This window comes from Vibrio injensis, from assembly GCF_001895205.1.
Classification (GTDB): domain Bacteria; phylum Pseudomonadota; class Gammaproteobacteria; order Enterobacterales; family Vibrionaceae; genus Vibrio; species Vibrio injensis.
The window spans coordinates 1-23,988 of sequence record NZ_BDJF01000025.1 but is presented as its reverse complement, the minus strand read 5'-3'; the positions used below and the strand labels follow the sequence as shown (position 1 = coordinate 23,988).

Here is a 23,988-nt window from a genome sequence, read left to right as displayed (position 1 = left end):
ATGGAAAAGTTTCGAGTTATTGGGTCAGATAAGCCACTACAAGGTGAAGTGACCATTTCCGGTGCAAAAAATGCTGCACTGCCTATTTTATTTGCGTCGATTTTGGCTGAAGAACCCATTGAAGTCGCCAACGTTCCTCACTTACGCGACATTAATACCACGATGGAACTGCTCAAACGTTTAGGCGCAAAAGTTGAACGTAATGGATCGGTGCATGTTGATGCCAGCCAAATTAATCAATATTGCGCGCCATACGATCTGGTGAAAACCATGCGAGCCTCAATTTGGGCGTTAGGCCCATTGGTTGCTCGCTTTGGTCAAGGCCAAGTTTCACTGCCGGGTGGTTGTGCGATTGGCGCACGTCCTGTTGACCTACATATTCATGGCCTCGAGCAATTGGGCGCGACGATTACGTTAGAAGACGGTTATGTTAAAGCGAGCGTTGATGGACGCTTGCAAGGTGCGCATATTGTCATGGATAAAGTCAGTGTCGGTGCCACGATTACCATCATGTGTGCTGCGACATTGGCAGAAGGTAAAACAGTCTTAGATAATGCTGCCAGAGAGCCGGAAATTGTTGATACTGCTGCCTTTTTAAATAAGCTCGGCGCTAAAATTACTGGTGCAGGTACAGACAGTATCACTATCGAGGGTGTTGAACGTCTTGCTGGTGGCCGCCATGCCGTGGTTGCTGATCGTATTGAAACTGGTACTTTTTTAGTCGCTGCTGCGGTCTCCCGTGGCAAGATCCTCTGTCGCAATACTAAAGCCAGTTTACTGGAAGCGGTGCTTGCCAAGTTGGAAGAAGCTGGCGCAGAAATTGAAACTGGCGATGATTGGATAAGTTTGGACATGACTGGGCGAGAGCTAAAAGCCGTGTCGATTCGTACGGCTCCTCACCCTGGTTTTCCGACTGATATGCAAGCCCAGTTTACTTTACTGAATATGATGGCCAAAGGTGGTGGCAAAATTACCGAAACCATCTTTGAAAACCGCTTTATGCATGTCCCTGAATTGATGCGTATGGGAGCCAAAGCTGAAGTGGAAGGTAATACCGTAATTTGTGGTGATGTGGAATCGCTGAGTGGTGCTCAAGTGATGGCTACGGATCTACGAGCTTCTGCGAGCTTAGTGATCGCGGGTTGCATCGCCAAGGGTGAGACTATCGTTGATCGTATTTATCATATCGATCGTGGTTATGAGCGCATCGAAGATAAATTGTCAGCGTTAGGGGCTCATATCGAACGAATCAGTGAGCCAAACTAACGGGCTCAATAGTTAATGAGCCGAAATTTTAGGATTTCGGCTTTTTTATTTAAGCTCCATTGGAGAATCTGCATGATTGCTGTCTTGCGTCTTTTTGCATTAGCTCTATTTGCTGTGGTGATGTTTGTTTTTGGATGTGCCTATTGTCTACTCAGTCCGCGTAATCCGAAACACGTTTTCACATTTGGCCGTTTATTCGCCAAAATGTCTCGTGTGTTTGGTATTACTTTAGAGCTGCGTATTCCTGATGATGCTTATCATCGTGGTCAGGCGATTTATATTGCTAACCATCAAAATACTTGGGATCTTTTTACCGTCTCTGCGGCGGTGACGCCCAAAGTGGTGACGGTCGGCAAAAAAAGCCTATTATGGACGCCGTTATTTGGCCAATTGTATTGGCTAACGGGTAATATTTTGATTGATCGCAGTAACAAGGCTAAAGCCAAGGGGACGATCGATCAGGTAGTCGAGAGTATGAATAACAGTGATGTTTCGGTCTGGATGTTTCCAGAAGGAACGCGCTCTCGTGGCCGTGGATTATTGCCTTTTAAAGCGGGCGCTTTTCACGCGGCGATAGGTGCAAAGGTGCCGATTATTCCGATCGTCTGTAGTTCTACCGATCACTTACGTTTAAATCGCTGGAATAATGGTCATGTGATTGTCGAGATGCTGCCGCCCGTTAGTACGGAAGGCTTAACTCGAGAACAGGTCCGTGATTTATCTAAGCAGTGTCATCATGATATGCAAATTAAATTAGCAGAACTTGATGCTGAAGTTGCGCGATTAGATGCTCAACCAGCTCGTGGATAGTGGCCTATTATAAAATCACTGAGCTATTAAAATTGCGCTAATAGATCAGAGAAAAGAAAAAGGTTGCTTATCAAGCAACCTTTTTTATCGCGAGAGCGCTTATCGACGAACAGCGATCGCTTCAATTTCAATCCCAACATCTTTCGGTAAACGTGCAACTTCAACGCAAGAACGTGCAGGGTAATTGGCGACGTTATGATCATCAAAAAACTGGCCATAAACCTGATTCACGGTAGCGAAATCGTTGAGATCTTTGACGAAGACGGTCATTTTAACGATATCGCCTACCGTTAATCCCGCCGATTCAACCACCGCTTTAACGTTATCTAAAGATTGTTTTGCTTGAGCAGCGATGTCAGCAGGGACTTCTCCTGTCACTGGGTTTACAGGGATTTGGCCTGAAGTCAGAACCATGTTACCTAAATCAATCCCCTGAATATAAGGACCGATTGCCGCTGGTGCCGATTCGGTATGCAGAACTTTAGTCATGCGAGTTATTCCATAATCTTGATTAAAAATGAGTTTTTAGTGTGCCTCTAAACCCAGTAGAGGTAAAGAGGCAATCGGCAGAACCTTAGCGGTTCGCACTCCGTTTATGGATGTTACGTCGTTAGTACGGATGAACTCTGTTTAGGCTTCGCGTTCGGTGACTACTTCGCGTGAGAAGACTTTCTCACAGTATTTACACTTAAGACGAATTTCATTGGTTTTCTCAAAAATGCGGAAGCTACTCTCAACGGGTTCATTGTGTGAGATACAGTTGCTGTTTGGGCAAGCAAAGACGTTATTGATCTTTTCTGGCAGCGTTAAGGCTAATTTTTTAACGACTTGATAATCTTCTATTTGGTTAACCGTAGCATGGGGGGCATAGAGTGCGAGTTTATTGGCTTGATCTTCGTTGATAAAGACATTCTCTATCTTCAGGAGATCTTTATGGCCGAGTGCTGATGAGGGTAGGTTGAGGCCAATGGTGACGCGTTGGTGAGAGTTGTGCATATCAAATAAGCGCAATACTTTGATCCCAACCTTGGCTGGGATGTGGTCAATAACCGTCCCGTTTTTAATCGCTTCAACTTGCAGTTTAGTCTCTTTATTCATGTTCGGCTCCATTACAGTGACTCATTTAACACAAGGGCGAGCAGTGCTTCACGGGCATAGACCCCATTCTCGGCTTGTTGAAAGAAGTAGGCGTGCGAGGTTTTATCGACATCCGTTGTGATTTCATCAACTCGTGGCAGTGGATGGAGGACTTTCATGTTTGAGCGAGCGTCTTGCAGCATCGCTGCTGTTAATACGAAGGCGGATTTAATATGCGCGTATTCTGATTCATCGAAACGCTCTTTTTGGACTCGTGTCATGTATAAAATGTCGAGTTCAGGGATCACGCTTTCCATATCACTATGTAAACTGTACTGCAGCCCTGCATCATCAAGCTCTTCACAAATATAATCAGGCATCGCCAGAGCTTCTGGTGCGACAAAGAAGAAGCGATTATTGTCAAATTTCGCCAATGCTTGAGTTAAAGAGTGGACGGTACGGCCATATTTCAAATCACCGACAAAGGCGATATTTAAGTTATTTAAACGGCCTTGGGTTTCAAAAATTGAGAATAAATCGAGCAGGGTTTGTGTCGGATGTTGGTTCGAACCATCACCAGCATTGATCACTGGCACACCATTGGAAAATTCAGAAGCAAGACGAGCGGCTCCCTCTTGAGGGTGACGCATAACAAACGCATCGACGTAAGAGGCTATCACCTGAACTGAATCGGCTAAGGTTTCGCCTTTTTTAGCCAGTGACGTATTGCCACCGTTGTCAAAACCAATCACGCTGCCACCGATACGTTGTACTGCCGTTTCAAAAGAGAGTCGCGTTCGAGTTGAGGGTTCGAAAAAACAGCTGGCAATAACCTTATCTTTAATCAGAGTCGGTTTCGGTTCTGCTTTTAATTGACCTGCGGTGCGGACAATCAATTCCAGTTCTGCTCGTGATAGCTCAGAAATGGAGATGATGTGCTTTTGATAAAGCGAATTGGTCATAATTTCTTCCCTTGCTTGGTGTTTCGGCCATAAAAAAGCCCCCCGATCTGGGAGGCTATTTATTATCAATAAAGGGTAACAACGCATTGACTAGTAAGCAAAATTGCTCACCGCAATGAAGCATAGAAACATGGTTGATATCGTTTCTGTTCACAAGCCACCCCTTAGACAAATTGCTGGGCATTATACGCCTAACTTTTCTCAAGGCAAGCGTTTGCTTAGTGAGTTTTTCGTTTATTTATTAACCATTAAATGCATAGTTATCCACCTAAGGTGGCGACCATCACGGCTTTGATGGTATGGAGTCGGTTTTCCGCTTGATCAAACACGATCGCGTGTTCGGACTCAAACACTTCTTCAGTAACCTCTAAGCCTTGCATACCATATTTTTCAGCGACTTGTTTACCAACGGTGGTTTGATCATTATGAAAGGCGGGTAAGCAGTGCATGAATTTAACGCGAGGATTCCCCGTGGCACGAATAGCCGCCATATTAACTTGATAAGGCGTCATGATCGCTACGCGTTCGTCCCACGCTTCGGGTTCTTCACCCATTGAGACCCAAACATCGGTGTAGAGGAAATCGCAGCCTTTGACGCCCTCTGCGACATCTTCGGTCAAGGTAATACTTGCCCCTGTTTGTTGAGCAATCCTTTGACAAGTATCGACCAATTGACGGTCTGGCCAGAAAGCTTTAGGAGCGACTAAGCGAATATCCATGCCCATTTTTGCCGCGCCGACCATGAGCGAATTGCCCATGTTATTGCGCGCATCACCAAGATAAGCAAAGCGGATTTGATCTAGAGTTTTACCATGAGAAAACTCTTGCATGGTTAGGAAATCAGCCAGAATTTGCGTTGGATGAAACTCATCAGTGAGGCCATTCCATACTGGAACCCCAGCATATTGGCCAAGTTCTTCGACGATCGATTGACCATAACCGCGATATTGTATGCCATCGTACATACGGCCCAATACTCGTGCCGTATCTTTCATTGATTCTTTATGGCCAATTTGCGATCCGGAAGGGCCAATATAGGTGACTTGAGCGCCTTGATCAAAGGCAGCAACTTCAAAAGCGCAGCGGGTGCGCGTGGAGGCTTTCTCAAAAATAAGCGCAATATTTTTACCCAGTAAGTTTTTTTGCTCGGTGCCTGCGTATTTGGCTCGCTTTAAGTCCGCCGCTAGACTCAATAAAAATTGAATTTCTTGGGGAGTGAAATCAAGTAATTTTAGAAAATTACGTTGACGCAAATTAAAAGCCATATCGAGTCCTTAACCATAAAAAAGAATAGGACTAGTTAAACATATAAATGCTATAAAAGTGAATAATTATTTTTGTTGGCGGTGAGTCATGTGAAATAACTCACCGCATTGGGTTATAAGTTTTCTTCCGCAAATTCAGCTAAGCGGCTACGAACGACACCATTGAGGTGAATGTTGGCACTGCCTTCGAAGTTTTTGAAACGCTCAACCATGTAGGTGAGCCCGGAGGTGACAGGCGTGAGATAGTGGGAATCAATTTGTGCCAAGTTACCGGAACAGACAATTTTGGTTCCTTCTCCACAGCGAGTAATGATGGTTTTAATTTGTGATGCGGTTAAGTTTTGGCACTCATCCAATAAGACAAAGGCATTTTGTATTGAGCGACCACGCATAAAGTTGATGGATTTAAATTGAATATTCGCTTTATCACAGATGTATTTGAGCGAGCCCTCGGTACAGTGATCGTGCTTGTGCAGCGCTTCTAAAGTATCGGTGATGGCGGCTAACCAAGGCATCATTTTCTCTTCTTCACTACCCGGTAAAAAGCCGATCGACTCACCAATATCGGGTGTGTTGCGAGTAACAATGATTTTATCGAACATTTTGCGTTCGATGGTTTGGTCTAAGGCGGCGGCCATAGCCAGTAACGTTTTACCACTACCGGCCGCGCCGGTGAGAATGACTAAATCAATCTCAGGATCGAGCAAGGCATCTAATGCCATGGCCTGATAAATGTTTTTTGGCATGATGTCCCAGACTTTACGGTGCATGAGCCGCTCACGTCCAAGATCACGTAGGGTTATTGAGTCATCGCTGAGGGTTTCGACTCGAGCGGTGAAGTCACTTTCTTCATCCAATACATATTGATTAATGTAGGTGGGCTCGAAAGGTTTGCGATCCAATTTATGGAAGGTTTTGCCTCCCAAAGTATAACTGTCCACACTATCGACATTATCCCAAAAATTACCGGGACGGGTCTGGAAGCCTTTTGTTAGGTATTGTACATCGTCAATTAATTGGTCAGTTCGGTAATCTTCAACAAAGCGTACTCCCGCTCCCTTCGCACGTAAACGCATGTTGATGTCTTTGGTGATTAATACCACCGAACGTGGTGCGCGCTTGTTTTGTAGGTGCAATACGGCATTCAGGATCCGGTTGTCCCCCTCTTTGTCGGTAAACGCTTTAACCGTTTCATGCACTTCGTAATCGGCCAAAATGGCAATCGTTCCTTTATTGCCACCTGAATTTTTTAAGGGGATACCTTCAGAAATCTCATCCGGTGTTGCATCGTGGAAAATGTTTTCCAAGGCACGAATGGCGACTCGTGCGTCTCGGGCCACATCGCGTTTGCTGTCTTTAATTCTGTCGAGTTCTTCGAGGACGGTCATCGGGATGACGACGTCATGTTCTTGGAAGGAGTAAATTGCAAGCGGTTCATGCAATAGTATGTTGGTGTCTAGGACAAACAGTTTCCGGTCAGTATCGCCCATAAGCGTCTCCTTGCTATGTGATAGCGGGTATAATGAAGGTCTGCATTCTCGTGCTTACGATCGATTCTACGCTGTCGCCAGGTTGTCGATCACTGCGGATAGAAGGCAAACTGGTATGGATACTCTCTGTTTGAACAAGCATATCGTATGCCAACAAACCTTACGTCGATGTAAGGTGATACTGGTTTAGTATCGTTTGGCAACCTGCTGGTCTTTTTCAGTATAGCAACCTATTGAATTAGCATTGACATTAAAATGTGACACTTTGATGTCAGCCAGCCACTGAAGAAAAAAAGCGTGGAATGGACGTGACCTGTATCACGCCATCAAGTAAGATTAGCGACCTTTTTCTGCACCATAACGGTAGGACAAGTAGACTTTTTCTTGGCACCGGTGCAGTCACGGTAACGGATAATGTTTAATCCCAATAGATGAGGTAGTCTTGATGACTTTTGCTTTAGGGCAACGCTGGATAAGTGATACAGAAAGTGATTTAGGGTTGGGTACAGTGGTCGCGATGGACGCTCGTACGGTGACGTTAATGTTTGCTGCATCCGAAGAGAACCGAGTGTATGCGCGTCATGATGCGCCAGTCACACGGGTGGCTTTTAATGTCGGTGATACGGTTGATAGTCAAGAAGGTTGGTCACTCAATGTTGAACAAGTGGTAGAAGATCAGGGCGTACTCACCTATTTAGGGACTCGTGAAGATACTCAACAAGCAGGCATTGCGTTGCGAGAGATTTTTCTGAGTAACCAAATCCGCTTCAATAAACCACAAGATAAGCTGTTTGCTGGGCAAATTGATCGGATGGATAACTTTGTATTGCGTTATCGTGCGCTGACCAATCAATATCAGCAACATAAAAGCCCAATGCGCGGCCTATGTGGTATGCGTGCGGGGTTAATTCCTCATCAATTATACATTGCCTATGAAGTGGGTCGCCGTTATGCGCCTCGTGTCTTGTTAGCTGATGAAGTGGGTCTTGGTAAAACCATCGAAGCGGGGATGATCATTCATCAGCAAGTGCTATCTGGACGCGCAGAGCGGATTTTAATTGTGGTGCCTGAAACATTGCAGCATCAGTGGCTGGTAGAAATGCTGCGCCGCTTTAACTTGCACTTTTCGGTATTCGATGAAGAGCGCTGTGTTGAGGCCTATGCTGAAGCGGATAATCCGTTTGAAACCCAGCAATATGTCTTGTGTTCATTAGATTTCTTACGTAAAAGCCGACAACGTTTTGAACAAGCGCTCGAAGCGGAATGGGATCTGTTAGTTGTTGATGAGGCGCACCATTTACAATGGAGCCAAGATAAACCGAGTCGTGAATATCAAGTTATTGAAGGATTAGCAGAACGCACACCCGCGGTATTATTGTTAACCGCGACGCCAGAGCAATTGGGACGCGAAAGTCATTTTGCTCGTTTACGCTTGCTGGATGCGGATCGTTTTTATGACTATGACGCGTTTGTTAAAGAAGAAGAGCAATATGCGCCTGTCGCTGATGCCGTGAGCGCGTTGTTATCTGGTCTTGCATTGACTGATACCGCAAAAAATCAAATCGCAGAATTATTATCCGAGCAGGACGTCGAGCCCTTACTGCGGGTATTAGATAGTCAAGCTGATGAACAGGAAAAAGCTGCGGCCCGTGATGAGTTGATCAGCAATCTTATGGATCGCCATGGTACAGGACGTGTTCTATTTAGAAATACGCGCGCTGCGATTAAAGGTTTTCCTAAGCGGAACGTGCATTTATTGCCGATGGAGATTCCAGCGCAGTACAGTACGTCAATGCGCGTCGCGGGGATGATTGGTGGTAAGCTAAGTCCACAAGCGCGAGCGATGAAAATGCTCTATCCAGAAGAAATCTTCCAAGAGTTTGAAGGCGATGATGCGAGCTGGTGGCAGTTTGATTCACGAGTCAATTGGTTGATTGATAAGGTTAAAGCCAAACGTAGCGAAAAGATTTTAGTCATTGCATCTCGCTCAAGTACCGCGTTGCAATTAGAGCAAGCTCTTCGTGAGCGAGAAGGGATCCGTGCGACGGTGTTCCATGAAGGAATGTCAATCATTGATCGCGATAAAGCGGCGGCTTATTTTGCTCAAGAAGAGGGCGGAGCTCAGGTACTGATTTGTAGTGAGATTGGCTCTGAAGGACGTAACTTCCAGTTTGCTCACCAACTGGTTATGTTTGATCTGCCGTTTAACCCTGATTTGCTTGAGCAGCGGATTGGTCGCTTAGATCGTATTGGTCAAGAAAATGACATCGATATTTATGTACCTTATTTGCAAGGGACGTCACAAGGGATTCTGGCTCGCTGGTTTAATGAAGGATTGAATGCTTTTGCGGAAACATGCCCAACCGGGCGTGCGGTTTACGACCAATTTTCTGAAGCTTTGATCGCAATGCTAGCCACGGCAGACAGCAGTGAATTGGAGAGCGTGATCGAGGCTTCAGCTAAGCTCAATCAAACCCTAAAAAGCCAATTGGAACAAGGGCGTGACCGTTTATTGGAAATGCACTCGAATGGTGGAGAAAAAGCGCTGCAGATCGCTCAGTCGATTGCAGAAACCGATGGTGATACCAATCTGGTTTCTTTCGCATTAAGTCTGTTTGATACCGTTGGGTTAAATCAAGATGACCGTGGTGACAATGCTTTAGTGGTCACGCCCTCTGAACATATGATGGTTTCGAGTTATCCCGGTTTGCCTTATGAAGGGGCGACGATTACTTTTGACCGTAATACAGCGCTCTCTCGTGAAGATATGCACTTTATCAGTTGGGAGCACCCGATGATTCAAGGTGGGATTGATCTTCTAATGAGTGAAGGAGTTGGCGTTTGTGCGGTATCTTTGTTGAAAAATAAAGCGCTGCCAGTGGGGACGATTCTATTAGAGATGGTCTATTTGGTGGATGCTCAAGCGCCTAAGAGCAGTGGTATCAGCCGCTTCTTACCCGCAACACCAATCCGTATTCTGATGGATGGCCGCGGCAATGATTTATCAGCGCAAGTCGATTTTGAAAGTTTTAATCGTCAGTTAAGCCCGGTTAATCGTCATTTAGCCAGTAAATTGGTGGCTTCTGTACAGGCTGAAATTCATCGTTTAATTGTCGCCAGCGATCCTGCGGTTAGTACGAAAGTACACGCTATTCGTGAGCAGGCCAAGCAGGAGATGGAGCATAATTTGCACGTAGAGTTAGCGCGTTTATTGGCACTGAAAGCGGTTAACCCGAATATCCGTGATGAAGAGATCAGCGCATTAGAGCAGCAGATAAGTGCATTAAGTGGGTATATTTCTCAAGCGCAATACCAACTTGATTCACTGCGTTTGATTGTGGTTTCACATAACTAACGTTATATCCCGTTCGTTTTAATGTAAAAAGGCTTTGTCCAATGACAAAGCCTTTTTTGATCCGCTTGAATCGGATGCGAAATAGAGCACCCGCTTTCACGATTAGACTAGCCATTTCCACCAAATAAACAGCGCTAAGAAACCGAAGAGATAAATCAATCCCACGATCGATAACGCTCGCGTTTTTTTACCAAGTGCTAATTCGGCTGGTAAAGGGGTCTTAGTGACTAATATGTAATTGAGTAGGGCAAAAAATGGCGTGGTCATAAATGCCATCACCATGGCAAAGTTGAGCATTGGCATCAAGGCAAACGCCCAAAAGACAATGATGGCCAACGCCAGCGCTGAAACGATAAACAGCCATGTTTGAAACAAACGAGGTGAAGCGTGAGTTTTATGTTGCAGTAAACGCTGTGCTTCGGCAATGACACGTGAATAGCCATCAATCACCGTAATTGTGCTGCCAAAAATACAGAAAAAGGCGATAACAGCAATCAAATAGCGCGACCATTCACCAATGGTGGAAGCGTACAAACCGACCAGTTGATGAGAAAATCCAATGCCTGATTGTGCTAGCTCAACCCCTGTACCGTGTAGCACCAAACTGCCCAGTGCAAGAAATACAATAGCGAGTAAGGCTGTACCAATATAGCCGACATTGAAATCAAACAGTGCCGATTGTGCAGTCACATTTTGTTGGCGGCGCTGACTCTTTAGCCACATTGAGGTTAAGCTCGAAATTTCAATTGGTGCCGGCATCCAGCCCATTGTCACGACGATAAAACCGATTGCAGCGAATGTCCAAGGTGAGGGCGTTTCGCTGACAACGGTTAATGGGGCGGGCCCAGTCGCGGCAATGAAGACCGCAGTGAGAGTCGCTAGGGTGAGCACTGCCATGATGGTTTTGGAGAGAACATCCAAAGCTTTGTAGTGCCCTGCGATCAAAATAATCAAACAAGTCACTAAAATGAGGCCGCTAAGTACGCTGGTCGCTATTTCAAATGGGATGAAGTAACCCAGTAAACTGGCACTGAATAACAGTAACGCAGCCGTATTAACAATCGCGGAGAAAATACTTAAGAGAGTGAATCCCCACAGGTAGGTTTTTCCTAGCTTAGCGTAACCTTCAACGAGACTTTCTCCGGTTCCCATGGTGTATTGAACACCTGCTTTAAAGAAAGGGTATTTGAATAAATTCACCAGTAAAATCAATGCCGCTAATTGCCAGCCATAAATTGCGCCAGCTTGAGTGGAAGCGACAAGATGGGAGCCTCCGACTGCCGCTGCAGCCATCATGATCCCCGGACCAAGTGAGCGAACTAATTGTTTTAACCTGAGTTTTTCGGTGTTTGAATAAGGGACACTGTTTTCCATTCTCGATCCTTTTTCTACCTTTGACTTACGTTTGCGGTCACTTGGTTTTAGGCCATGATTGAGCAATCTTCAATGCCAGAGGTATGATTGATAGTTGTGTTTGATTTATTGTTATGGTCATAGTCACTATCCCCTTCCTACTTGAAGCTGCAGCGGTGTTGGCTACGTTGGTTCACCTCAATCAGATAGTCTGGCTATGATTGTGGTGATGAACCCACTTGCCGCTTACCTGTCACTCCAAGTGATTTTGGCATATGACTTATTGATCTTATGTCAATATATCGTATCAATATCACAGGTTAATATTCTGTCAACTTTTAGTTACGTTTTCGGTAGGGCTACTAAGCACAAGCGATGCATAAAGCGCCGATCATCCCTCTTACCATCAATCTGCAACTTGACCCTATTTAAGTATATAATGCGGCGTTTTTTCCTGATGAGACAATAATAATGGCGATGATTGAATACCATCCCCCCACCGATCCGTGGATAGATGTGGTGTATGAAGATGAGTATATTTTGGCGGTCAATAAACCGTCAGGATTACTCTCTGTGCCCGGCAAACACATTGAGCACTATGACAGTATGTGGAGTCGCTTGGTGGCTGAGCATTCGGAAATCCAAGTCGTGCATCGTTTAGATATGTCGACCTCAGGTTTAATGCTGTTTGCTAAGAATAAATACATGGAAGCGGCGCTGAAAAAGCAGTTTCAGTATCGATTAACCCATAAAGTCTACTATGCGCGAGTATGGGGCAAGCTTGAGCAGCAGCAAGGTGAAGTTGATTTACCATTAATCTGCGATTGGCCGAATCGTCCGCGACAAAAAGTCTGTTTTGAGCACGGTAAAGCATCGAAAACCTTGTATCAGGTGGTTAAGCAAGAGGATCAGACAACGATTGTTCGTTTGTTTCCTGTCACTGGGCGTTCTCATCAGTTACGAGTACATATGTTAGCGATTGGGCATCCGATAGTCGGTGACGAGTTTTATGCTTCTCCGGAGGCATTAGCCTTTTCTGATCGATTAGCCCTGCACGCTGCAGAACTCAGCTTTTATCATCCACGCAGTCATTGGCTGCGCACCATTTTTGTACCGTGTGATTTCTATCCCGAAGCTGAGGCGGTGATCTTGGATCATTTTGATCCAGAAAGAAAACTACCGGATTATAAAACTCTGCCTCGTCCTTAATGTGATTGAACGAGACTCAGCGAAGTAATCAATGTGCGATTAAAGTGATTTTATAGGGAGTGGTTTATGTCATTACTTAACATTGTGTTTTTGGATCGAGCGACGATCCCTCGTCATATTGATCTTCCCGATCTGAGCGTTGCTCACCAGTGGCGAGAGTATGATTTTACGACTCCTGAGCAGGTGCTTGAGCGCATCGGTGACGCTGATATCGTGATCACTAATAAAGTGGTACTCACTCGCGAGATACTGGCTCAACTGCCGAAACTCAAGTTGGTCGCGATTTCTGCTACGGGCACGAATAATGTTGATTTACCGGCGTGTCGCGATCTGAATATTGCAGTGTGTAATGTGCAGGGCTATGCCACTCAATCGGTACCTGAACATGTCATTGCGATGATGTTTGCCTTAAGACGCAATCTCTTTGGGTATCATCAAGATATTGCTGCTGGAGAGTGGCAACGCAATAAGCAGTTTTGTTTCTTTACTCATCCGATTGGTGATATTGCCGGTAGTGTGATGGGTATTATTGGTGGTGGATCGCTCGGCAAAGCAACGGCTGCCCTAGCTCAAGCATTAGGGATGCAAGTGGTCTTTGCAGAACACAAAGGTGCTGAGTCTTGCCGTGAAGGGTATGTTCATTTTGAGCAGGTATTAACGACGGCTGATGTATTAACACTGCATTGCCCTTTAACGGCAGCGACCACCCATTTAATCAGTCAGCCAGAGTTGGCGTTAATGAAACCGAATGCGCTGGTTATTAATACTGGTCGAGGAGGATTAATTGATGAAGTGGCTCTGGTGGATGTGTTAAAGCAACGTCGTATTGCTGGAGCTGGAGTGGATGTGTTTACTCAAGAGCCTGCTGACATGGGAAATCCACTGATTGCCAATATGGACTTACCGAATTTATTACTCACGCCACATGTTGCTTGGGGAAGCGATAGTGCCATTCAACGTCTGGTGACGATACTAATCGCGAATATCGAGGCATTTATTGCTGGAAAGTCGCAAAATAGGTTGGTTTAGTTGCAGGTTATAAAGAGAAAGGCAGCTTTATTGCTGCCTTTCTTATTAGGTAAAGATGAAATTTATAAAGCGCTGATAGTGGCTTTTTGTTCGATTAACTTCACCAGGGTTTCTTGATAGCCATTGAGTTTGTCACGCTCGACAGCAACCACCGCTTCTGGGGCTTTGGCAATAAAACCTTGATTGCTCAACTTGCCTTCAATACGCTTGATTTCGCCTTCGGTTTTGGCGATTTCTTTCGCTAGACGCTCAAGTTCGGCTTGTTTATCAATCAATCCTGCCATCGGGATCATCAATTCCGATTTGCCGACCAGTGCGGTAGCGCAAGCTGGCGTAACTTCATTGCTTTCAATCACTCGTACGGACTCAAGTTTGGCGAGAGAAATCAGCACAGGTTTATTGGTTTCAACGCGCGCGGCATCTTCTTCATTAGCAACTTTCAACATTACCGATAAAGGTTTACCCGGATTGATATCATACTCAGCACGTAGGTTACGAATACTGGTAATAAAGGCTTTTACCCATTCAATATCATCCAGTGCCTTTTGATTAAAGTTTTCTGGATTATATTGAGGCAGTGCTTGCAGCATGATGGTCTCGCCCTCAACCCCGTCAACCAGAGGCTTGATGCTTTGCCAGATGGTTTCGGTAATATAAGGGATCACCGGGTGAGCCAAACGCAGTGTTTTTTCGAGAACGGTAATAAGGGTGCGACGCGTACCGCGTTGCTGAGCTTCAGACCCTTTCCAAAGAATGGGTTTGGTTAGCTCTAGATACCAGTCACAGAATTGGTTCCAGATAAACTCGTATAAGGTATTTGCAGCCATATCTAATCGGAAGTTATTGATATGGTTGTTAAACTCTTTAGCTGCTAGTTCAAACTGGGATTCAATCCACTTGTCGGCCAGTGAGTACTCGATCTCACCAGCAATAAAGCCACAGTCTTGCTCTTCGGTATTCATCAACACGTAACGGCTGGCATTCCACAACTTATTACAGAAGTTGCGGTAGCCCTCTAAGCGTTTCATATCCCAATTAATATCACGACCAGTTGAAGCCATGGCTGCTAGAGTGAAGCGCAGTGCGTCGGTTCCATAAGGTTCGATACCGTTTTCAAACGTTTTACGCGTGTTTTTCTCGATTTTAGCGGCAAGTTGAGGCTGCATCATGTTGCCACAACGTTTCTCAACTAATGACTCAAGATCGATACCGTCGATCATATCGATAGGATCAAGGACGTTACCTTTCGATTTTGACATTTTATCGCCATTTTCATCACGGATAAGGCCGGTGACATAAACGGTTTTAAATGGGACTTGAGGTTTGCCATGCTCATCTTTACAGAAATGCATGGTCATCATGATCATCCGTGCTACCCAGAAGAAAATAATGTCAAAGCCTGTCACCAACACATCCGATGGATGGAAGGTTTTTAGTGCATCGGTATTTTCTGGCCAGCCTTGAGTACCAAACGTCCAGAGGGCAGAGGAGAACCACGTATCTAACACATCGTTATCTTGCTTAAGCACCACGACTGGCGCAAGGTTGTGTTTAGTACGCACTTCTTGTTCATCACGACCGACATAAACGTTGCCATCATTATCATACCAAGCCGGAATACGATGTCCCCACCAGAGCTGACGAGAAATACACCAATCTTGTACGTCGCGCATCCAAGAGAAGTACATGTTTTCGTACTGCTTAGGAACAAACTGAATGTCACCGTTTTCTACGGCTTCGACCGCTGTTTTTGCTAACGGAGCAGTGCGCACATACCATTGATCGGTCAGCATCGGTTCAATCACGACACCACCACGATCACCATACGGTACGGTCAGATCGTGATCTTTGATTTCATCCAGTAAGCCCAGTTCAGTAAATTCTGCAACGATTGCCTTGCGTGCGGCAAAACGCTCCATACCGTGGTATTTTTCTGGAAGTTCACTGCTGTACACATCACTTGATTCACCATTACTATTAAACACTTCGGCGGCATCACGAATGTTGGCATCAAAGGTGAGAATGTTGATCATCGGTAATTGATGGCGTTTACCCACTTCGTAGTCATTGAAGTCGTGAGCCGGGGTGATTTTTACACAACCCGTGCCTTTTTCCATATCGGCGTGCTCATCGGCAACGATAGGAATGCGGCGATTAACGATAGGGAGTAGGATTTCTTTACCGATCAATGCTTGGTAACGAGGATCTTCAGGGTTAACCGCGACACCAGTATCACCGAGCATAGTTTCAGGACGAGTGGTGGCGACGACGATGTAATCTTTACCGTCCGCGGTTGTAATACCATCGGCTAACGGGTAGCGGAAGTGCCACATGTGGCCTTTGATATCTTTATTTTCAACTTCAAGATCGGAAATCGCGGTGTGCAGTTTTGGATCCCAGTTAACCAGACGTTTGCCACGATAGATCAAATCATCTTCATACAAACGAACAAAGACCTCTTGCACGGCATTTGATAAACCTTCATCCATGGTAAAGCGTTCACGGTCCCAATCAACTGAGGCCCCTAGGCGACGTAACTGTTGAGTAATCGTACCGCCAGATTCAGCCTTCCACTCCCAAATTTTGTCGATAAACGCTTCACGACCATAATCGTGCTTCGTTTTGCCTTCTTCAGCAGCAATTTTGCGTTCAACAACCATTTGGGTGGCGATACCAGCGTGGTCTGTTCCGACTTGCCATAAGGTATTTTTACCTTTCATACGTTCGCAACGGATCAAAGTATCCATGATGGTATCTTGGAAAGCGTGACCCATATGAAGGCTACCAGTGACGTTCGGTGGCGGAATCATAATGCTGTACGCTGGCTTTGAGGTGTCACCGTGTGGCTTAAAGTAGCCGTTCTCTTCCCAAGTCTGATAGAGAGCTTGTTCGATTGCTGTTGGGTTATATGTCTTTTCCATAGTGCTCTTAAATGGATACTGTGAATGGTTAATCTTAGTCAAACTTCATAAGTGAAGGATCTTGGTCAAGATCGCCTTAACTATAAGGTTTGACCTACGGATGCTGTAGCTCGATCGTTTGTAACTGATAGCCTGCTTGACGATAGATTTTATATCGTTCACGTGCCAGCTGCTTGGTTTTTTCTTCGCAGGGGACGAAGTCTACCACCTCTCTAAAGGCGTTCGCAAAGGTTGTATGATTATCGGCCAGATTTATTACCAATTGGCGATTGTAGGTTGGCTTCACTCCTTGATAGCCAATTTCAATCGGAGTTCCATATTTGGGACCTTCACCGATCAGGTTATGAGCGATAAACTGAGTGGGCTCAACTTGCCAAAAGCGTTCCGCTAACTGTTCTGCATGACGTTTATCTTGGCAATGCACGTACACCTTGGCACCTTGTCGAGCAAAATGGTGTGCTAGGTAAACAATATAGTGCTCAAACCCTGTAATGGTTGCTTGAGGGCTATCATTAGCAATTAAATAAAAGGTTGCGGTTGCCATTGGTTACCTCACATTGATTGCAATAAAAAAGGGCCGTTTGGCCCTTTTTTGAGGTTTATTCCTCGCTATCGTGGCCACTACGATTGAGGAGAAATTGCACTAACATCGAGACTGGACGTCCAGTCGAACCTTTGGCGGCACCCGATTTCCAAGCTGTACCAGCCACATCAATATGTGCCCAATTATATTTCTTGGTAAACTTCGATAAGAAACATCCTGCGGTGATGGCACCACCTGGACGACCGCCGATATTCGCCATATCAGCAAACGGGCTCTTTAATTGCTCATGATATTCATCTGCTAACGGTAAACGCCAAGCACGATCACTCGATTGCTCAGAGGCGTTGATCAACTCATGAGCTAGAGGGTTATGGTTCGACATAACGGCACTGATGTGATGACCAAGAGCAATGACGCAAGCTCCCGTTAAGGTTGCGACATCAATGACGCAATCGGGTTCAAAACGCTCAACATAAGTCAGAGCATCACACAGTACTAATCGCCCTTCAGCATCGGTATTCAATACTTCAACGGTTTGGCCTGACATGGTGGTAAGGATATCGCCTGGGCGATAGGCATTACTGCCGGGCATATTTTCACAACCCGCCAAAATACCCACCACATTAATGGGTAGATTCAGCTTGGCTAATGCTTTCATTGCACCGAACACTGAAGCTGCGCCACACATGTCGTATTTCATCTCATCCATGGCTTCGCCTGGTTTGAGTGAGATACCGCCTGAATCAAAGGTTAAGCCTTTACCAACCAGCACAATCGGTTTTGCTGTTGGGTCTGCGTGTCCTTTATATTCGATCACCGACATCATGGATTCATTTTTCGAACCTCGGCCTACCGCTAAGTAAGACGTCATACCGAGTTTTTCCATCTCTTCTTCACCAATGATTTTGGTGGTGATGGTCGGATAATCGTCCGCTAAACGACGGGCTTGAGAGGCCAAATAGGCTGGGTTGGCGATATTCGGTGGCATATTACCAAGATCTTTACTGGCTTTCACACCAGAAGCAATGGCTAAACCATGGTTGATGGCTCGTTCACCTAAGCTTAATTCTCGGCGAGTTGGAACATTAAATACCAGCTTACGCAGTGGGCGACGAGTTTCTGGCTTAACACTTTTAAATTGATCAAAGGTATACAAACCATCTTTGGTTGCTTCTACGGCTTGACGAACTTTCCAGTAGGTGTCGCGGCCTTTAACGTGTAACTCAGTTAAGAAGCATACAGCTTCCATTGAGCCAGTTTCGTTAAGAGTGCTAATGGTTTTTTGGATGATCTCTTTATATTGACGTTCACCCAGTTCACGCTCTTTACCACAACCAACCAGTAATACTCGTTCAGATAAGACTCCCGGAACTTGATGCAACAGCAGCATCTGGCCCGGTTTTCCTTCTAGATCACCGCGACGCAGTAGTGAACTGATGTAGCCATCACTGATTTTATCAAGTTGTTCTGCTACTGGAGAAAGTCGGCGTGGTTCAAAAACCCCCACCACAATGCATGCACTGCGTTGTTTTTCTGGGCTACCACTTTTAACACTGAACTCCATGCGTACTCCTACATCCTAAAGACAAATAGAACTAAATGTTAGATAATGCATTCTTACTTGATGAATCCGTTAATGGATCGACCTATAGTTTAGGTGTTCTAACAGATAGCGAAATTTTAAAAAAATAAAAGGTTCAACGGGAAATTATAGTGATTCAATCAAAAAAACAAGTTTTGCATAGGTTATTTCAGCGTGATTATTGTTAGATATTTGATCCGAGAGACATTAAAGAGCCAGTTTGCGATCTTTTTCGTACTGTTTTTAGTGTTTTTGAGCCAAAAATTCATTCGTGTTCTCGCTGATGCTTCGGATGGTGAAATTCCTGCGCGAATGATCCTATCAATCGTCGCGTTAAATATGCCAGCGATGGGATTGCTCATGCTGCCGCTGAGCTTATACATCGGTATTCTGCTGACCTTTGGTCGCTTGTACGCAGAAAGCGAAATCACTGTAATGAACGCAACGGGTATCGGAAATAAGTTTCTGATCCGCGCCGCGCTTTACTTAGCGATCATTACCTCAAGTGCCGCGGCTTTTAATGCTTTTTGGTTATCGCCATGGAGCCAAGATAAAGAAGCTCAACTCATTGAACAGTTAGCGGCTGAAAGTAGCGTTGATTTATTACAAAAAGGTCAATTTCAGCGTTCGCCAGATGGTTCATCAGTAGTTTTTATTGATAACATCGAAAATAGAAAGTTACAGAATGTTTTTGTCGCACAGCTTGCCCCTCGTCAATCGATTTTACCTAGCGTGATGTTTTCTGATTCTGGCGAAGTCAAAGAGTTGAGTGATGGGCGACAGATGATCACTATGCATAATGGGGTTCGTTATGAAGGAGTTCCGACGCGATTAGACTATATGATCACGCGTTTTGATCAATACGAAGGTCTCATTGGTCAACGCTCGGTCAAGGCTAAAGGACGTGATTGGCAAGAGACGCCGACTTTAGCTTTGATTCGGAATCCGGATCCGCGTGCGCAAGCAGAGCTGCAATGGCGTATTTCATTGGTGTTGTGTATTCCACTACTGACGATGTTGGTGGTGCCACTGTCGGCAGTCAATCCGAGGCAGGGACGATTTGCCAAAATGGGTCCTGCCATTTTGATTTATTTAACTTATTTCTTAACCATCAGCGCCATGAAATCTGCTTTAGAAGATGGAACGATTCCGATTGAAATTGGCATGTGGCCCATCAACGCTGCCCTATTATTTGCTGCGATTATTGCAAATACCTTGGATAGCGTATGGGTAAGAAAGATAAAAGACAAATTCAGACCAAAGCGCAAGGTGGCCTAATTCGTGTTTAAAATTTTAGATTGGTATATCGGGCGAACCATTATTGCTACCACAAGTCTTGTCCTAGTGACCTTCGTGGGCTTGTCCGGCATTATTAAATATGTTGAGCAGTTAAGAAAAGTTGGCGATGGCAGCTATGATCTTTTGCAAGCTTTGTTTTTTGTACTGTTAAGTGTACCGCGCGATGTGGAAATGTTTTTTCCAATGGCGGCGCTACTGGGTGCGCTTATCGGTTTGGGAGCCCTAGCCGCCAGTTCAGAATTAGTGGTGATGCAAGCCTCTGGCTTTTCTAAATTAGATATCGGTTTATCGGTGCTCAAAACCGCGATTCCCTTAATGATTATTGTTACTTTACTGGGTGAATGGGGCGCCCCTCAAGCTCAAAAAATGGCTCGTGATATGCGAGCTTTTGCAACCTCTGGTGGTAATATCCTTTCTGTAAGGACAGGTGTATGGGCCAGAGACGCCAATGATTTTATCTTTGTCGCGAAGATTGATAATGAGCGTCTCTATGGTTTGAATATGTGGCGTTTTGATGAGCAAAAACAGCTTCGTCATGTGGTATTTGCTGAGCAGGTGGATTATTTAGGTGACAACCATTGGTTAATGAAGCAAGTTCAGATCACCGATTTACAAGATAATGTGGTTCTGACCAAACAGTATTTAGATGTCTACCAATGGCGTACGGCTTTAGCACCCGATAAATTAGCTGTTGTGACTGTTAAGCCTGAAGAGCTCGCCTTAAGTGGCCTTTATGATTATGTGCATTATTTGAAAGCCTCTGAGCAAGATGCCTCTCGTTATGAATTAGCTTTATGGCGAAAATTGACGCAACCGTTCTCAATCGGTGTGATGATGTTGATGGCACTGTCATTTATTTTTGGTCCACTGCGCAGCGTAACTATGGGAGCAAGAATTCTTTCTGGAGTGATTGCGGGTTTCACTTTTTACATTTCCAGTGAATTTTTTGGTCCATTAAGTTTAGTTTACGGTTTTCCACCTGTTTTTGGCGCGATTGCACCTAGTCTAGTCTTTCTTAGTATTGCCGTTATGTTATTACGTCGTAAGTTGTAGAATGAAACCAATAATAGGAGGGGAGATGATTTATCTCCCCTCCTATTATTTTCGAGCAAGATACCTTTCCTTTCTACAGCTCAACGTCGTTTGGTTATACGTTTCAACGAGATTGACTGACCACAACCACTTCTGTTTTAGCCCATATATCTTGAAAACTGCGTTTTTGTGGGTCAATCAGTACCGTTAAGTTCCCTAATCCTAACCCTGCGGTTGCAAGCCGAATAAGAGCTTGTGTGGTAGTGATTAAGCTACCGTCTTGATTACGGACCAGGATCTTCGATGCTTTCATGCCTAGGGTTTGCCCGTGCTTGGTCCAACAATAAACAAAAAAGTAAATCCAAATGGTAGCCAAATACAAGGTATAGGCTGGACTGACAGTGGGATGACGAGTTAAAAATTGGCTGACATTTTGATAAGGACCATAGCTTAGAAAACCAATCGTGACTAAGGCCTCTAATATCACCATGATCATGCCGCCCGCTACAAACAATAGAAAAACAACAATCAATGAATCATAGAGTAGTGCGGTCAATCGGCGAAAAAATCCAGCTGACAGTAAGGGCGAGGTCTTATTCATAGTAGTCTGTATAAAGGAGATGAATGACTATCAGCATATCGACAGTTTACTATCCTGAAAAGAGAGTCAGAAAAAGAAGGGGACTTGTGGCGAAATATTCAGCAAACGATTTGTTTTTCAATATTTTGTTATTGCGCTACCGTCGTTCTTACGTATAATGCCCGACATCAGATGGCAACAGCCTAGATGCCGATGTGGTGAAATTGGTAGACACGACGGATTCAAAATCCGTTTCCTTCGGGAGTGGCGGTTCAAGTCCGCCCATCGGTACCATAATTTATACAACAAAGCCTCGACGAAAGTCGGGGCTTTGTTGTTTCTGAACCAACCACATCAATATTTTCAATTTCATGCCGCTAATATGTTAACCGTAAGCACAGTTACCGAGTACTGAGCGTGATTTTGCCACGTCTATCTCCTACACTAGACAAAAATCCTATTTTGTTGGTCCTGATCGTGGCAAGTACAAGCATAAAGATTACCGTCGATAGATTGCAGCCAGGTTTACATATTCGCTTACCAGTGAAATGGAATGAGCATCCTTTTTTATTCAATAGCTTTAAAATTCAGTCTGTTGAACAAATTCAGTTGATTAAGCATTTGGGTATACAGCATGTCTTCTTAAATCCCGCACAAAGTGATACATCGCCTTTACCTCTCGATAGTGAGCCTCAAACAGTAGCAGAACCGACGAATCTTGATGAACAGGCGGATAAACTCTGGCAGGAGAAAGAACAACGGATAGAGAAACTCAATTGTTATCGTCGTCAGGTATTAGAGTGTGAAAAAGAGTTCGAGCGTTCTTTAGCGCGGATGCGAGCGATTATGAATAAAATTCGTAGCCGCCCGACTGATGCTATTGATGAAGCTAGCGCCTTAGTAGAAGAGATCGTTGATAAATTATTGAGTGATGAAAATGTTACTTTGCATCTAATGAATAGTAAGAGTGAATTTGAAGATATCTATTTTCATTCACTGAATGTTTCGGTGATCTCAATGATGATCGCTAAAGCTAAAGGACTCTCTGAGTTACAAATCAAACAAATAGCCTTTGCGGCACTATTTCACGATATTGGTAAAATAAGAGTGCCGAGTGCAATCGTGCGTAAAACGACGCCACTCACTGAACCAGAAAAAAATTATCTTAAGTTACACACAAAATATGGCTTAGAAATGGTGAGTAATTTTGACGCTTTCCCGGAAAGCGCAAAAATTGTTATTGAGCAGCACCATGAGTTAAGCGATGGTTCTGGGTATCCCAAGGGTCTTAAAGAAGCCGATATTGATGAGTTAACTCAAGTCATTTCGGTTGCGAATGCATTTGATAATCTTTGTCATCCTGCGATTGCTAGCGAGCAAAAAATTCCTTATATCGCTCTCTCTTATCTATATAAAAATGCCAAGCATCTCTATAACCAAGAAAACTTAAGTATTTTAGTTAAATTTATGGGGGTGTACCCACCGGGTACGGTAGTTCAATTATCGAATAATGCTATTGGCTTGGTGATATCCGTCAATGCTAAGCAGCTATTATCCCCGAATGTATTGATTTATGATCCCTCGGTCCCTAGAACACAAGCACCGATTATTGATCTTGCTGATAAAGAGATAAAAATCCTTAGTGCAATTTTGCCAAATAAGCTTCCTGATAAGATTCGTGATTACTTAAATCCAAGGGCGCGAATTTCCTATTTCTTTGATAGTGATGACTAGTTATCCACAGGTGAATGTGGGTAATATGTTGGCTATCTGATGATAAGTGGTAGGTAAATAATGGTTTGCTGGTTATTTGCGCAAACGGTGTTTTTTTTCGAAAAAATCTAAAATTTACACTTGCCAAGTCAATCGAACTCCCTATAATGCGCCCTCACTGACACGGCAGACGCCACAAGGCTTCAGGCAGTGTTGGTTGAGGGAAAGCTTCTAAAAAAGAAAATTTGAAAAAGTGTTTGACTCTTCAAATTAACTCGCTAGAATTCACCTCCGCTTCGAAGCTCAGTGAGCCTCGCAAGCAACGCTCTTTAACAATTTAAACCAATCAATCTGTGTGGGCACTCGTTGATGATAATCAAAATGCTTAGCAATAAGCACTTCGGTATCAATGAACTGAGTGACCAATTGATAGCGCTTTTAGCACTATCGGCATAGTCAATTCATTATCGTTCTGTTGGAACGATAATAGCTTTGAATTAC

General features: G+C 44.5%; 18 protein-coding genes and 1 tRNA gene. 9 read left to right on the top strand and 10 right to left on the bottom strand.

Going from position 1 to position 23,988, the window contains the following annotated elements; translation table 11 throughout:
• Both murA and BSR11_RS10740 read left to right on the top strand, forming a co-directional pair.
• Positions 1 to 1,266, top strand: a complete 1,266-nt coding sequence (gene murA, locus BSR11_RS10745) for a UDP-N-acetylglucosamine 1-carboxyvinyltransferase (RefSeq protein WP_072670386.1) — start codon at positions 1 to 3, stop codon at positions 1,264 to 1,266.
• A 72-nt stretch (positions 1,267 to 1,338) separates the two neighbouring features.
• On the top strand, positions 1,339 to 2,076 hold the full coding sequence (locus BSR11_RS10740; protein ID WP_072670385.1) for a 1-acylglycerol-3-phosphate O-acyltransferase: 738 nt from the start codon (positions 1,339 to 1,341) through the stop codon (positions 2,074 to 2,076).
• 99 nt (positions 2,077 to 2,175) lie between these two features.
• Here the strand turns inward: BSR11_RS10740 and BSR11_RS10735 are convergent, their stop codons facing one another.
• From BSR11_RS10735 to BSR11_RS10715, 5 genes are all read right to left on the bottom strand, one after another.
• The gene (locus BSR11_RS10735; RefSeq protein WP_004394597.1) at positions 2,176 to 2,565 is read right to left on the bottom strand and encodes a RidA family protein; all 390 of its coding nucleotides are present in this window, start codon (positions 2,563 to 2,565) and stop codon (positions 2,176 to 2,178) included.
• 141 nt (positions 2,566 to 2,706) lie between these two features.
• Complete coding sequence (gene pyrI, locus BSR11_RS10730; protein WP_040904035.1) at positions 2,707 to 3,174, bottom strand: aspartate carbamoyltransferase regulatory subunit; 468 nt, start codon at positions 3,172 to 3,174, stop codon at positions 2,707 to 2,709.
• Between the two features lie 11 nt (positions 3,175 to 3,185).
• The gene (gene pyrB, locus BSR11_RS10725) at positions 3,186 to 4,115 is read right to left on the bottom strand and encodes an aspartate carbamoyltransferase (RefSeq protein WP_072670384.1); all 930 of its coding nucleotides are present in this window, start codon (positions 4,113 to 4,115) and stop codon (positions 3,186 to 3,188) included.
• 260 nt (positions 4,116 to 4,375) lie between these two features.
• Positions 4,376 to 5,380: an ornithine carbamoyltransferase gene (gene argF / locus BSR11_RS10720; RefSeq protein WP_072670383.1), complete on the bottom strand. Its 1,005-nt coding sequence runs from the start codon at positions 5,378 to 5,380 to the stop codon at positions 4,376 to 4,378.
• A 113-nt stretch (positions 5,381 to 5,493) separates the two neighbouring features.
• On the bottom strand, positions 5,494 to 6,870 hold the full coding sequence (locus BSR11_RS10715; protein WP_004394601.1) for a PhoH family protein: 1,377 nt from the start codon (positions 6,868 to 6,870) through the stop codon (positions 5,494 to 5,496).
• Positions 6,871 to 7,315: 445 nt separating this feature from the next.
• Between BSR11_RS10715 and rapA the strand changes: the two genes are divergently transcribed.
• A complete protein-coding gene (rapA, locus tag BSR11_RS10710; RefSeq protein WP_072670382.1) occupies positions 7,316 to 10,225 on the top strand; it encodes an RNA polymerase-associated protein RapA in 2,910 nt (969 codons plus the stop codon).
• 102 nt (positions 10,226 to 10,327) lie between these two features.
• Here rapA and BSR11_RS10705 read toward each other — a convergent pair whose 3' ends face one another.
• Complete coding sequence (locus BSR11_RS10705) at positions 10,328 to 11,599, bottom strand: NRAMP family divalent metal transporter (protein WP_072670381.1); 1,272 nt, start codon at positions 11,597 to 11,599, stop codon at positions 10,328 to 10,330.
• Positions 11,600 to 12,049: 450 nt separating this feature from the next.
• On the opposite strand from BSR11_RS10705, the gene BSR11_RS10700 reads away from it, so the two are divergent.
• Positions 12,050 to 12,787 (top strand): pseudouridine synthase, encoded by a 738-nt coding sequence (locus tag BSR11_RS10700; protein ID WP_072670380.1) that lies wholly within the window; start codon positions 12,050 to 12,052, stop codon positions 12,785 to 12,787.
• Between the two features lie 66 nt (positions 12,788 to 12,853).
• Complete coding sequence (locus BSR11_RS10695; RefSeq protein ID WP_072670379.1) at positions 12,854 to 13,816, top strand: D-2-hydroxyacid dehydrogenase; 963 nt, start codon at positions 12,854 to 12,856, stop codon at positions 13,814 to 13,816.
• Positions 13,817 to 13,878: 62 nt separating this feature from the next.
• Here the strand turns inward: BSR11_RS10695 and BSR11_RS10690 are convergent, their stop codons facing one another.
• The 3 genes from BSR11_RS10690 to pepA all read right to left on the bottom strand — a co-directional run bounded on the left by BSR11_RS10690 (position 13,879) and on the right by pepA (position 18,845).
• On the bottom strand, positions 13,879 to 16,737 hold the full coding sequence (locus BSR11_RS10690; RefSeq protein WP_072670378.1) for a valine--tRNA ligase: 2,859 nt from the start codon (positions 16,735 to 16,737) through the stop codon (positions 13,879 to 13,881).
• A gap of 94 nt (positions 16,738 to 16,831) precedes the next feature.
• Complete coding sequence (locus BSR11_RS10685) at positions 16,832 to 17,281, bottom strand: DNA polymerase III subunit chi (protein ID WP_072670377.1); 450 nt, start codon at positions 17,279 to 17,281, stop codon at positions 16,832 to 16,834.
• A 55-nt stretch (positions 17,282 to 17,336) separates the two neighbouring features.
• Entirely contained in the window at positions 17,337 to 18,845 is a 1,509-nt protein-coding gene (pepA, locus tag BSR11_RS10680; protein ID WP_004394608.1) for a leucyl aminopeptidase, read from the bottom strand.
• Positions 18,846 to 19,037: 192 nt separating this feature from the next.
• On the opposite strand from pepA, the gene lptF reads away from it, so the two are divergent.
• Entirely contained in the window at positions 19,038 to 20,141 is a 1,104-nt protein-coding gene (gene lptF / locus BSR11_RS10675) for an LPS export ABC transporter permease LptF (protein WP_072670376.1), read from the top strand.
• Between the two features lie 3 nt (positions 20,142 to 20,144).
• Positions 20,145 to 21,215 carry an LPS export ABC transporter permease LptG gene (gene lptG / locus BSR11_RS10670; RefSeq protein WP_072670375.1) on the top strand — a complete coding sequence of 357 codons (1,071 nt, stop codon included), beginning with the start codon at positions 20,145 to 20,147 and terminating at the stop codon, positions 21,213 to 21,215.
• A gap of 103 nt (positions 21,216 to 21,318) precedes the next feature.
• Here lptG and BSR11_RS10665 read toward each other — a convergent pair whose 3' ends face one another.
• Positions 21,319 to 21,795 carry an RDD family protein gene (locus BSR11_RS10665; RefSeq protein ID WP_072670374.1) on the bottom strand — a complete coding sequence of 159 codons (477 nt, stop codon included), beginning with the start codon at positions 21,793 to 21,795 and terminating at the stop codon, positions 21,319 to 21,321.
• Between the two features lie 188 nt (positions 21,796 to 21,983).
• On the opposite strand from BSR11_RS10665, the gene BSR11_RS10660 reads away from it, so the two are divergent.
• Positions 21,984 to 22,068: transfer RNA gene (locus tag BSR11_RS10660), tRNA-Leu, on the top strand.
• Positions 22,069 to 22,251: 183 nt separating this feature from the next.
• On the top strand, positions 22,252 to 23,508 hold the full coding sequence (locus BSR11_RS10655) for a cyclic di-GMP phosphodiesterase (RefSeq protein WP_072670611.1): 1,257 nt from the start codon (positions 22,252 to 22,254) through the stop codon (positions 23,506 to 23,508).
• Positions 23,509 to 23,988: the final 480 nt, after the last annotated feature.

What these genes read in the sequence shown, in the direction of transcription:
- murA (WP_072670386.1), top strand. Translation starts at nt 1, where the DNA reads ATGGAAAAGTTTCGAGTTATTGGGTCAGATAAGCCACTACAAGGTGAA.
- BSR11_RS10740 (WP_072670385.1), top strand. Translation starts at nt 1,339, where the DNA reads ATGATTGCTGTCTTGCGTCTTTTTGCATTAGCTCTATTTGCTGTGGTG.
- BSR11_RS10735 (WP_004394597.1), bottom strand. Translation starts at nt 2,565, where the DNA reads ATGACTAAAGTTCTGCATACCGAATCGGCACCAGCGGCAATCGGTCCT.
- pyrI (WP_040904035.1), bottom strand. Translation starts at nt 3,174, where the DNA reads ATGAATAAAGAGACTAAACTGCAAGTTGAAGCGATTAAAAACGGGACG.
- pyrB (WP_072670384.1), bottom strand. Translation starts at nt 4,115, where the DNA reads ATGACCAATTCGCTTTATCAAAAGCACATCATCTCCATTTCTGAGCTA.
- argF (WP_072670383.1), bottom strand. Translation starts at nt 5,380, where the DNA reads ATGGCTTTTAATTTGCGTCAACGTAATTTTCTAAAATTACTTGATTTC.
- BSR11_RS10715 (WP_004394601.1), bottom strand. Translation starts at nt 6,870, where the DNA reads ATGGGCGATACTGACCGGAAACTGTTTGTCCTAGACACCAACATACTA.
- rapA (WP_072670382.1), top strand. Translation starts at nt 7,316, where the DNA reads ATGACTTTTGCTTTAGGGCAACGCTGGATAAGTGATACAGAAAGTGAT.
- BSR11_RS10705 (WP_072670381.1), bottom strand. Translation starts at nt 11,599, where the DNA reads ATGGAAAACAGTGTCCCTTATTCAAACACCGAAAAACTCAGGTTAAAA.
- BSR11_RS10700 (WP_072670380.1), top strand. Translation starts at nt 12,050, where the DNA reads ATGGCGATGATTGAATACCATCCCCCCACCGATCCGTGGATAGATGTG.
- BSR11_RS10695 (WP_072670379.1), top strand. Translation starts at nt 12,854, where the DNA reads ATGTCATTACTTAACATTGTGTTTTTGGATCGAGCGACGATCCCTCGT.
- BSR11_RS10690 (WP_072670378.1), bottom strand. Translation starts at nt 16,737, where the DNA reads ATGGAAAAGACATATAACCCAACAGCAATCGAACAAGCTCTCTATCAG.
- BSR11_RS10685 (WP_072670377.1), bottom strand. Translation starts at nt 17,281, where the DNA reads ATGGCAACCGCAACCTTTTATTTAATTGCTAATGATAGCCCTCAAGCA.
- pepA (WP_004394608.1), bottom strand. Translation starts at nt 18,845, where the DNA reads ATGGAGTTCAGTGTTAAAAGTGGTAGCCCAGAAAAACAACGCAGTGCA.
- BSR11_RS10665 (WP_072670374.1), bottom strand. Translation starts at nt 21,795, where the DNA reads ATGAATAAGACCTCGCCCTTACTGTCAGCTGGATTTTTTCGCCGATTG.